This window comes from Hydrogenophaga sp. (assembly GCF_030656115.1).
Classification (GTDB): Bacteria; Pseudomonadota; Gammaproteobacteria; order Burkholderiales; family Burkholderiaceae_C; genus Hydrogenophaga.
Map to the genome: position 1 here is coordinate 40878 of NZ_JAUSOO010000078.1, position 11001 is coordinate 51878.

9 protein-coding genes are annotated in these 11001 nt (G+C 65.7%); 5 read left to right on the forward strand and 4 right to left on the reverse strand.

All coding sequences use genetic code 11. The features are described from left to right. The first annotated feature begins 57 nt into the window (after nt 1–57). Together Q7J58_RS11160 and Q7J58_RS11165 are read left to right on the forward strand one after the other, a co-directional pair. On the forward strand, nt 58–2088 hold the full coding sequence (locus Q7J58_RS11160) for a prolyl oligopeptidase family serine peptidase (RefSeq protein ID WP_304827632.1): 2031 nt from the start codon (nt 58–60) through the stop codon (nt 2086–2088). A gap of 57 nt (nt 2089–2145) precedes the next feature. Beyond that, nucleotides 2146–3309, forward strand: a complete 1164-nt coding sequence (locus Q7J58_RS11165; protein WP_304827634.1) for an acyl-CoA dehydrogenase family protein — start codon at nt 2146–2148, stop codon at nt 3307–3309. 24 nt (nt 3310–3333) lie between these two features. Here the strand turns inward: Q7J58_RS11165 and Q7J58_RS11170 are convergent, their stop codons facing one another. From Q7J58_RS11170 to Q7J58_RS11180, 3 genes are all read right to left on the reverse strand, one after another. Next, nucleotides 3334–3972: an ATP-binding cassette domain-containing protein gene (locus tag Q7J58_RS11170; RefSeq protein WP_304827637.1), complete on the reverse strand. Its 639-nt coding sequence runs from the start codon at nt 3970–3972 to the stop codon at nt 3334–3336. Nucleotides 3973–4008: 36 nt separating this feature from the next. Beyond that, on the reverse strand, nt 4009–4734 hold the full coding sequence (locus Q7J58_RS11175) for a general secretion pathway protein GspB (RefSeq protein WP_304827639.1): 726 nt from the start codon (nt 4732–4734) through the stop codon (nt 4009–4011). Nucleotides 4735–4795: 61 nt separating this feature from the next. Continuing rightward, nucleotides 4796–6493, reverse strand: coding sequence for an AAA family ATPase (locus Q7J58_RS11180; protein WP_304827641.1), 1698 nt, complete (start codon nt 6491–6493; stop codon nt 4796–4798). A gap of 196 nt (nt 6494–6689) precedes the next feature. Here Q7J58_RS11180 and Q7J58_RS11185 point away from each other — a divergent pair, with 196 nt between their 5' ends. Beyond that, nucleotides 6690–9044 (forward strand): YgiQ family radical SAM protein, encoded by a 2355-nt coding sequence (locus tag Q7J58_RS11185; protein WP_304827644.1) that lies wholly within the window; start codon nt 6690–6692, stop codon nt 9042–9044. Between the two features lie 51 nt (nt 9045–9095). On the opposite strand, the gene Q7J58_RS11190 is transcribed toward Q7J58_RS11185, so the two are convergent. Beyond that, complete coding sequence (locus tag Q7J58_RS11190) at nt 9096–9779, reverse strand: cold shock and DUF1294 domain-containing protein (RefSeq protein WP_304827646.1); 684 nt, start codon at nt 9777–9779, stop codon at nt 9096–9098. A 96-nt stretch (nt 9780–9875) separates the two neighbouring features. Between Q7J58_RS11190 and Q7J58_RS11195 the strand changes: the two genes are divergently transcribed. Beyond that, complete coding sequence (locus tag Q7J58_RS11195; RefSeq protein ID WP_304827648.1) at nt 9876–10223, forward strand: hypothetical protein; 348 nt, start codon at nt 9876–9878, stop codon at nt 10221–10223. 3 nt (nt 10224–10226) lie between these two features. Then, a complete protein-coding gene (locus Q7J58_RS11200) occupies nt 10227–10847 on the forward strand; it encodes an AAA family ATPase (protein WP_304827650.1) in 621 nt (206 codons plus the stop codon). Nucleotides 10848–11001: the final 154 nt, after the last annotated feature.

An 11001-nucleotide genomic window follows, 5' to 3' on the forward strand; every position in this document is an offset into this window, starting at 1 on the left:
GCACGCCCTGCTGAATCGGGCAGACTGCGTGCAACGAAACACCCGGGGAGGGAAACCATGTGGATGACATCTGTTGGAAGGCATTTGGCGCGCGCGGCATGCGCAATGGTGTTGGGCAGCGCCCTGACCGCTTGCACGTCACCTCCCAGGCACCCGGCGCTCGTCACAGCCGCCGATGCGGGACAACTGGCGCCGTTGCTGCCCGTGCGGCAGTTCGTGGCCAATGCGGAGCGGGTCGGCGGCTTCGTGATGGCACCCAACGGCGAGCGCCTGCTGTGGTCGCAAACCGTGGGGCTGGATACGGGTTTGGCGGTGCGCCGCGTGGACGCGGCCGGGGCTACCACCACCTACGCGGTGGGCAACCAGGGGCGCCGCGGGGGCTACTACAACTGGTTGCCTGACAGCCGCCACTTTGTTTTCAGCAAGGACGAGCAGGGTGACGAGAACACGCGCCTGTTCGTGCAGGACGCCGAGCTGAGCCAGCTGGCGCCATGGGCGCTATCACTGCCGCGCGATGTGCGCAGCTTTGTGGTGGGCATGGGCCCCGAGGGCAGCGCGCGCTTTTTCCTGGCGAACAACCAGCGCGACAAAGCATCCTTTGACCTGTATGAGGCCGATGCCGCCTCGCGCACCTTGCGCGAGGTGTCTCGCAACGACGGACTGGTTCTGCACTGGCTCATCGACACCCAGGGCCAGCTGGCGGGAAGGATTCGACAACTCGCCCGCCCGGATGGGTCCGACAGCGTGTTCGAGCTTCTGGCGCCCGACGGGAGGTGGCGCGTGATGAAAACCATGGGCGGGTTCGACACCTTCTGGGTGCAGCGCATAGACACTCAGGCCCGCCGTGCCTGGGTGCTCTCCAACCTGGGGCGCGACAAGCTGGTGCTGGTCGAACTCCACCTGGACACCGGTGTCCAGCAGGTGCTGGCCGAACACCCGCGCGTGGACCTGAGCCAGACGCTGTTTGAGGGGCGAACCGGTGGGCCGAACGGCTATGTGGTGGCGCCGGGCTACCCAGAGGCGCATTACCTGGATACCGCCTACGGCCAGGCGGTGCAGGGCGCTGTGGCGCGAGCGCTCAGCGATGGGCTCATCAACGCCCAGCCTGTGCTGGCACGCCGCAATGGTGGCGACACCGTTGGGCGGCGCGTGCTGCTTCGCAGCCAAAGCGACTTTGACGATGCCGAGCTGCTTTGGGACCGGCAGACCGGCAAGGTGGAGCGGCTCAACACCCGCTTTGTGGACACGGAAAAAACGCTGTCGCCCTCGGTGCCCTTCGAGTTCACTGCGTCTGATGGCCGCGCCATTGCGGGCTACCTGATCCGCCCACGCGGTGCTCAAAGGCGGGTGCCGCTGGTGGTTGACATCCATGGCGGCCCCTGGGTGCGCGACATCTGGCAACCTGCCACTTACAACGCCCGTCAGCTGTTGGCCAACAGGGGCTACGCGGTGATGCAGGTGAACTACCGTGGTTCCAGCGGGTATGGGCGTGAACACCTGTGGGCGGCTGAGCGGGAAACCAATGGCCGCCTGCAGCAGGACATTGCCGAAGCCGTGCAATGGGCGGTGGACCAGGGCATAGCAGACCCTGAAAGCCTGGCCGTGATGGGCGGCAGTTTCGGTGGTTTTTCGGTGCTGGCGCAGCTGGCGCAAAAGCCGCACAACTACCGCTGTGGCGTCAATGTGGTGGGTGTGGCGAACTGGCCGCGCACGATGGAGAGCTGGCCCGCCTTCTGGCGCAACCGCCACTACTTCACCCGCACCTATGGCGACGTGGACAACCCGGTCGACAGGGCGGAGATGCTTCGCAACTCTCCGGTGACCTACCTTGATCAGATCAGCGCGCCGCTGTTGGTGATCCACGGTGCCAACGACATTCGCGTACTGCGACAGGATTCCGACGACGTGGTGGCGGCGCTGCGCCAGCGCGGCCACCCAGTGGACTACCTGCTGTTTGACAACGAAGGCCACTCCATCAGCAAGTGGCGCAACCGCCTGGCCATGTGGCGCGGGATTGAAGACTTCTTCGCCAGTTGCCTGGGCGGGCGCAGCGCCGGGTTTGACTATTACCAGTTGATGCCGCGTTGAACCAGTTGCTGGCAGCGCGGGCCTTTATTCCCTTTTACAACCACCGAGACAACTCCCATGATCGACCGCACCCTTTTCAACGCCGACCACGAAGCGTTTCGCGACAGCTTTCGCCGCTTCATGGACAAGGAAATCGCTCCTTTTCACGAAGCCTGGGAAGAGCAGGGCTATGTGGACCGCGCCGTGTGGAACAAGGCCGGCGAGAACGGCTTTTTGTGCATGACGATGCCCGAGGCTTACGGCGGATCGGACGCCGACAAGCTGTATTCGGTGGTGCAGATGGAGGAGCTGGCGCGCGCTGGGTTCAGCGGCATCGGCTACGGGCTGCACAGCGAGATCGTGGCGCCGTACATCCTGCATTACGGCACCGAGGCGCAGAAGCAAAAATACCTGCCGCTGCTGGCCAGCGGCGCCATGGTGGGCGCCATCGCCATGAGCGAGCCCGCCGCGGGCAGCGACCTGCAGGGCGTGAAGTCCACCGCCATCCGGCAAGCCGACGGCAGCTACCTGCTCAACGGCAGCAAGACCTTCATCACCAACGGCTGGCACGCCGACCTGGTGATCGTGGTGGCCAAAACCGACCCGGCGGCAGGCGCCAAGGGCACCAGCCTGCTGCTTATTGAGCGCGGCATGCCCGGTTTTGAGAAGGGCAAGCGCCTGAAGAAGCTGGGCATGAAGGCGCAGGACACGTCCGAGCTGTTCTTCGACAACGTGCGCGTGCCGGCAGAGAACCTGCTCGGCGGTCCGGCCATGGAAGGCAAGGGCTTTATCTGCCTCATGGAGCAGCTGCCCTGGGAGCGGCTGCAAATCGCCATTGGTGCGGTGTCGGCGGCGCAGGCCGCGATCGACTGGACGGTGACTTATGTGAAAGACCGCAAGGTGTTTGGCCAGACTGTGGCCGCGTTCCAGAACACGCGCTACAAGCTGGCCGAAATGCAGACCGAAGTGCAGGTGGCCCGGGTGTTTGTGGACAAATGCTGCGAGCTGGTGGCGGTGGGCCAGCTCGACACCGCCACCGCCAGCATGGCCAAGTACTGGTGTTCGGATCTGCAGTGCAAGGTCATGGACGAGTGCGTGCAGCTGTTTGGCGGCTACGGTTACATGTGGGAATACCCCATTACCCGGGCTTACGCCGATGCGCGCGTGCAGCGCATTTACGGCGGCACCAACGAAATCATGAAGGAAGTGATTTCACGCGGCATGGGCCTGGGCGGGCGCTGACGCTGCCCACCGGGGCGTTGGGTTTCAGAGGTCGATGATGCTGGCCAGCTCGACACCGGCAGGGGCTTCGTAGTCCGCGATGACCCAGGCACGGCTGGGGTGGCTGGCGGCGTCTTGCAGCAGCTCGGTCAGAAGCCGCATCGACGGCGCGTCCAGCGCGGCAAAGGGCTGGTCGATCAGCGTCAGTGGTGTGCCCGCCGCGAATGCCGCGCTGAGCCACACCTTTCGCTTGCTGCCCGCTGAGAGCATGTACATCGGCTTGTTCAAATGCGGTTCGAGGGCGAAGCCCGCCACCAGATCGGCCAGCACGTCGGCGCTGAAGCGGGGCAGGTGCTGGCTCAGGCTGTCCAGATAGCCCGCAGCGCTGAGGGCGTCGTGCGCTTCGGTTTGTGGGTCGATCCAGAACACCTGTTGGCGGTAAGCGCTGTGCTGTGCGTCCAGCCGTGTGCCGTGGATGCTCAGGGTGCCCGACTCGGGGGCCAGATCGCCCGCTATCAAGCGGATCAGGCTGCTTTTGCCGCAGCCGTCGTCGCCCCGTACCAGGCTCAGGCCGGGGGGAAGGTCAAAGCTCAGCCCGTCAAACAGCGGGCGGTTGGGCCAGCCAAAACGCAGGTTGCGGGCTTGCAAAACAGGTGGGGTGGTACGGTCTGGCGCGGCGTTCATGGGGGTGGGTGACGGGGTTTCAACAACGGCGTGGTTTCAATAGCCCACGCTGTAGCGCAGACCCCGGTGGTTCAGCACGGCGCTGCGCGGGCCGATGGTTTCCAGCACCAGGCCGGGTGCCACTTCTTGTCCTTCCTGCACCACTTTGCCGTTGGCAATGAGCATGCGGTGGGCCGGGTTTTGTGAGTACGTAGAGCCGTTCACATTCACCACCGGCAATTGGGCGCGGGCTTCCGGCGAGAGTTCGGCAAAACTGCGCACCGGGGCGGGCGGAGGGGCTTCTGCCGTGGACTTGGGCGCGGCGGCGGTGCCTGTGGCGCTGCTTGTTGCTGGCGGCGCGCTGGCGGCTGGGGGCGTTGCTTCTGGGCGGGCCGGTTGGCTCGGCGGGGCCGGGGGAGCGGGTGCCAACAGGGGCAACACCGCTGGCGATGGCGCACTGCTGGCGGTGGCCTGAACGCTGGGCGTGGGGCTGGGCGCTGCTGCGGTGAGCGGCGCTGGCGGGGTGGGCTTCGCCGGCACGGGCGCTGCAACCGGGTTGTGTGGGCCCGCGCTGGGGTTGGGCGCTGGCGCCGTCATCCACCACCAGGCAGCCCCGCCCAACGCGGCGGCGGCCACCGCAGCCAGCAGCCAGGCGGTGGTGGGACCACCTGTGCGTGGCGGCGTGGCCGCGCTGGGCTGCACGTTGTGCGTGTGCAGGCCGGGCACATGGCCGCGCTCGCGTTCGGCGTCGGCACGTTTGAGGGCATCAAGGATGTAGGACATCGGCAGGTCTGGGGTGTCGGGTCGGGCGGGGCGGCGCAGGCGGGCGGGGTTCGGTCCCGGCTCAATTCTGGCCCAGGCGGGGTTCGTCCACCCCGCTGGCCCGGTTGATCAGCATGAAGGTCATGGGGCCGGCCAGGCCGTCGCCATCAATGCCCTGGCTGCGCTGAAAGGCGCGAATGCGCGACGAGAAATCGCTCGCATCGGCGGCGATCTGGCCGCTGCTTTGCAGCTGCTGCAGCTGTTGGGCCAGCCAGTTGGCGGCCGGGCCGCTGTTGCCGTTGTTCAAACGGCCTTGCTGGCCTGGCGGCGTGCGCCACAAGGTGGCATAGTCGCCGCGCCAGATGTCGGCCAGCGCGGTCAGTGGCATGCGCCAGCGGCCATTGGCTGTGTCCAAAGTGGCGGTTTCGCTGGTGATGGCGCTCAGCAGCGCCCAGCCAGTGCCTTGCCCGGGCCAACGCAGCAACAGCACGGCGGGGCGGTCCATCTGCCGCAGACCGTGCAGCGTCATGCGACCGATGCGAAAACATTGCAACTGCTGGCGCTGTGCGCTCTCGCAAGGCTCGGTGCCGCTCAGCGTTGTGCCCCACAGGCTGCCCAGTTGGCTCAGGGCCGGGGCTTCGTTGCGCCACAACGCATCCAGCGGGGGGAGTCCCAGGGTGGGCTCGGGTGGCACCGGAGCTGCGGTGGGCTGTTCGGGGGCGGGCTCGGTGGCTGCCGCAGCCGGGGGTGTTGGCGCTGGCACGGCGGCTGGCGTTGCGCTGGGCAGGGTGGCGGGTGTGGGTTCTGGCGCAGCGGGTGCGGGGGCCAAACTGCCGCCCGTCCACAGTGCAAACAGCGCCGCCGCCGAAGCGGCACCGCCGACCGCACCCAGCGCCAGGGTGCCCAGGCGCTGGCGCAGGGCTTTGCCCGCTGCCGCAGTGGGGCTGGGCGCCAGCGCTTCCGACTCAAACACCTCGGTCGCCGCCTGGTCCACCACAGCGCGTTCCACCCGCGCCTGGCCCGTGGCATAAGCCCCCAGCAGCGCGCGGTCGCACAACAGGTTGATGCGCCGGGGCACCCCACGTGCAATGGCATGCACGCGGCGCAGCGCCTCGTCTGAAAACGGCAACGGGCCCTGCAAGCCCGCCACGCCCAGGCGGTGCTGGACGTATTGGCGCGTCTCTGCCTCGTTCAGCGCACCCAGGTGAAAGCGCGCAATCACGCGCTGAGCGAGTTGCTCCAGCTCGGGCTGGGCCAGCATCTGGCGCAGTTCGGGCTGCCCGATCAGGATGATTTGCAACAGCTTGCGTTCGCTCGTTTCCAGGTTGGTCAGCAAGCGCAATTGCTCCAGCACATGCGTGCTGAGGTTTTGCGCCTCGTCGATGATCAAAATGTTGTGTTGCCCGGCCGCGTGGCTGCGCAGCAGGTAGTCGTTCAGCGGGTCCAGGTGCTCTTTGATGGTGGCCGGACCCTGGCCCTCGTGCTCGACCGCGACCTGGAACTCATGGCAAATGGTCTTGAGCAGGTCGCCCACGGTGAGCTTGGGGTTGAAGATGTAGGCCACGTTGCAGTGCTGGGGCAGTTGCTCCAGAAAGCAGCGGCAAATGGTGGTTTTGCCCGCGCCAATCTCGCCGCTGAGCAACACAAAGCCGCCACCGCCCTCAATGCCGTACAGCAGATGCGCCAGCGCCTCCCGGTGGCGCTCGCTCATATAGAGGTAGTGCGGGTCCGGGGCAATCGAAAACGGGGCCTGCTTGAGACCAAAATAACCGGCGTACATACCCTGAAGGATAACGGCGCGGCTGGTGGCCGAAAAATAAGCGGTGCATGTGCCCAGTGGCCCGTGCGTTGGATGGCCGGGCCGCCGCCTGTGTTGACCCGGTACCCACACGGTGCTCGTCAGGGGGCGTTTTAACCTTGATTTACCTGTGCGGAGGCTAAAAACGTACACTTCTCGCTCACTTTTCACCTGCACCATGAACGCCCCCGTCGACGTCTCTTTTTTCGCGCGCGCTGCCAAGCCCATCACCAGCTACCGCCCTTACTGGGCCAAGCGGTTCGGTACAGCGCCGTTTTTGCCCATGAGCCGCTCCGAGATGGAGCGCCTGGGCTGGGACTCGTGCGACATCATTCTGGTCACCGGCGACGCCTATGTGGACCACCCCAGCTTCGGCATGGCCGTGATTGGCCGGGTGCTCGAAGCGCAGGGTTTTCGGGTCGGCATCATTGCCCAGCCCGACTGGCAAAGCGCCGAGCCCTTCAAGGCGCTGGGCAAGCCCAACCTGTTCTGGGGCGTGACCGCGGGCAACATGGATTCCATGATCAACCGCTACACGGCGGACCGCAAAATCCGCAGCGACGACGCCTACACCCCCGGCGACGTGGGCGGCAAACGCCCCGACCGCGCGGCCATCGTCTACAGCCAGCGCTGCCGCGAAGCCTTTAAGGACGTGCCGATCATCCTCGGCGGCATCGAAGGCAGCCTGCGCCGCATCGCCCACTACGACTACTGGAGCGACAAGGTGCGCCGCAGCATCGTGGTGGACGCCAAATGCGACCTGCTGCTGTACGGCAACGCCGAGCGCGCCCTGGTGGAAGTGGCGCACCGCATCGCTGCGCGCGAGCCCATCGCCCAGATCACCGACGTGCGCGGCACGGCTTTCGTGCGCCGTCCGGGGGACCCTACGGCCGAAGGCTGGATCGAAATTGATTCGTCCGATGTGGACATGCCAGGCCGGGTGGAAGACCACATCAACCCCTACCTGACCACCAGCGAACAGGCACAGGCGCAGGGCCAGACGTGTACCAAGGAAGAGGGCGGATCGGCCGCGCCAGAGGTCAACCCGGCGATCAAGCCGCTGAACTTCATGCCCAACCCGGCCTTGGTCAGCAAGCGCAAGGCACCCCCGCGAGACCGCAGCGTCATCCGCCTGCCCAGCTACGAGCAGGTGAAGAGCGACGCGGTGCTGTACGCCCACGCCAACCGCGTGCTGCACCTGGAAACCAACCCCGGCAATGCCCGCGCGTTGGTGCAGGCGCACGGCGAGGGCTCAGTAGCCCGCGACGTTTGGATCAACCCGCCCCCCATTCCGCTGACCACCGCGGAAATGGACTACGCGTTTGACTTGCCTTACGCCCGCAGCCCGCACCCGGCCTACGCCGACGCGCACGGCAAGCACGACGGCCCGACCAAGATCCCCGCCTGGGAAATGATCCGCTTCAGCGTGAATATCATGCGGGGCTGCTTTGGCGGCTGCACCTTTTGCTCCATCACCGAGCACGAAGGCCGCATCATCCAGAGCCGGTCAGAAGAATCCATCATCAAAGAGGTGGAAGACATTCGCGACAAGGTCGAAGGCTTCACCGGCGTCATTTCCGACCTGGGCGGCCCCACCGCCAACATGTACCGCCTGGGCTGCAAAAGCCCCGAAATTGAAGCCGCCTGCCGCAAACCTAGCTGCGTGTATCCCGGCATTTGCTCCAACCTCACCACCGACCACGGCCCGCTGATCAAGATCTACCGCCGCGCTCGCGAGCTGCGCGGCATCAAGAAGGTTCTGATCGGCTCCGGCCTGCGCTACGACCTGGCGGTGAAAAGCCCCGAATACGTCAAAGAGCTGGTGCAGCACCACGTCGGTGGCTACCTGAAGATCGCGCCCGAGCACACCGAAGGCGGGCCGCTGTCCAAGATGATGAAGCCCGGCATCGGCAGCTACGACAAGTTCAAGCAGCTGTTTGACAAATACAGCGAAGAAGCGGGCAAAAAGCAGTTCCTCATCCCTTACTTCATTGCTGCCCACCCGGGCACCAGCGACGAAGACATGATGAACTTGGCCGTGTGGCTGAAGAAAAATGGTTTCCGTGCCGACCAGGTGCAAACCTTCTACCCCAGCCCCATGGCCACCGCCACGGCCATGTACCACAGCAGCATGAACCCGCTCAAGGGCATCAGCCGCGACCCCGAGCGCGCCGAGCGGGTGGACATTGTGCGTGGCGACAAGCGCCGGCGCCTGCACAAGGCGTTTTTGCGCTACCACGACGCCAACAACTGGCCGCTGCTGCGCGAAGCCCTCAAGGCCATGGGCCGCTCCGACCTGATCGGCAACGGCAAACACCACCTGATCCCCACCTTCCAGCCGATGACCGACGGCAGTTACCAGAGCGCGCGCCGTAAAAACAGCACGCCGCTGGGCAAAGCCAGCGAGCGGGCGGCGGCGGTGGTCAAGCCTGGGGCAAAACCCGTTCAGCCCCGCAAAGGCCAGATGTTGACCCAGCACACGGGCTTGCCACCTCGGCAGACCGGTGGTGCCGCGAAACGCAAACCCGGCTGACCCCGCCGGCCTCTTTTCGCGGGCAGGGCCTGGGCGCCGTCCGTTTGCGGTTCAGCGCTGAAACCAGGGCAGCGCCACCCAAGCCAGCAAGGCGGCGGTGTTCAAGATGGCCGTGGCCCAGTACACCGCGCGAAAAGCCGGCTTGCTCGATTTGTGCCGAAGAATCTGGTGGGCAAACCAGGCGCCTGGCCACCCGCCAGCCAGGCCCAGCAGGTGCAGGGTGTCTTCCTTGATGCGCCAGGCCCCTTGGCGGGCCGCGTGTTTGTCTTGCCAGTAGGTGTAGAAGGTCACCAGGTTCAGCGCAAACGCAGCGGGCAACACAAACCAGGTGAAACGACCGGTGAATGCGCCAGCCACCAGCAGCACCAGCCACACCAGCATGAGCGCCAACACCGGGCCAACCGGCTGAGCATGGCGTGCCGTTGCTGGCGCGCGCCGGCTTGTGCCGGTCCGTGCTGGGGCGCGGCTGCCCGGTTGGTCTGCCTGTCGCGGGCGGCCAGGCGGCTGGGCGTGGCCCGGGCGTTCGTCGCCGGTCAGCGGACGAACTTGCATGGCCCGCGGGCCTTTGCCGCCCACATGGATTTCTTCAAAGCCCACCTGCAGCCCTTCTGTGGGCCCCGGGGCACCCGAAAAGTCGCGGATGTGAAAGAAGATGTCGGCGGGCGTCTGGTCGCTTTTGATGAATCCGAAGGCTTTGGCGCTGTTCCACCGAACCACGGTTCCCTGTTTTCTCATGCTGTTTTTCTGTGCTGTTGGCTTGTTCGTTGAGAATTATGCCGTTGTTGCAGAAATGGGTAGAGTGGCGCAAAATGCGCCATAAAGGAGTTCATCATGGCCGCATCATCCAGCCCGTTTGCTTCCGTGAAATTGTCCGCATCCCTGGTCCAGCAGGCCCGCGAAGCCGCCCAGCCGCAGCGCCGTTCGGTCGCTGGTCAGATCGAATATTGGGCCACGCTGGGGCGCATTGCCGACGAAACCGGGCTGACGGTGCAAGAGGCGCGCGAAGCGATTGCCCTGTACGACGCGCGCCAGCGCGCGGTTGGGACCGCAGACGAATCGGTGGACGCCATTGAGTCTCGCTTCTTGGCGGCCGAAACAAGCGGCCGCCTGGCGCAGGCGGTGCGCGAAACGGTGCTGGCCAACCGCCGCGCATTGCCCGATTCCCGCCGCACCGCCTGAGGCGTGCCAGCCCCGGTTTTCTATTTGCTGGCCGGTCCCAACGGCGCTGGCAAATCCACCCTCTACCGTGCGGCTGTGGCAGGGCGTCTGATCCCCGTTGCAGCGGAATTTGTGAACGCTGACCTGTACGAGGCGGCGCATTTGCAGCACCTGGCAGATCCGCAGGCGCGCTCGTTGCAGGCCCGCGCGTGGGCTGACGCCCGGCGGGCCGAATGCCTGGCCAAGGGGCTTTCGTTCGCCAGCGAAACCGTGTTTTCGCACACCTCCAAGCTCGACTTGATGGCCGCAGCCCGGCGAGCCGGTTTCTCTGTGGTGCTGCTGGTGGTGTGTGTTGACGACCCGCAGCAACTGCTGGGCCGTGTGAGCCGGCGCGTGGAGGAGGGTGGCCACCCGGTGGCGCCCGAGCGGATTTTGGCGCGCTACCCGCGCACGGTGCGCCACCTGGGTGTGGCGGTGCGCCGGGCAGATCTGGCGTTGCTGTACGACACATCCCAACCCGCTGGCGAAGCGTTTCAGCCACCTCGGCTGGTGGCGCGCTTGCGTGCGGGTGCCTTTGTCTGGCAGGCTGAGCCCTTGCCGGCGTGGGCTCAGCGGGTGCTGTCACCCGATCCCGCCCAGCGCTGACGCGGCCCTCAGCCCGCTAGTGTAGTGTTTGATTCTTGATGGAACTTATATTACGAGTGCATTTCCAATGCTCTACTACGAGCAAATGGAGAGAGCCAGTGCGAGTTGCCCCCGAGATTGTGTTGACCGACGAAGAGCGAGCCGAGTTGACCCG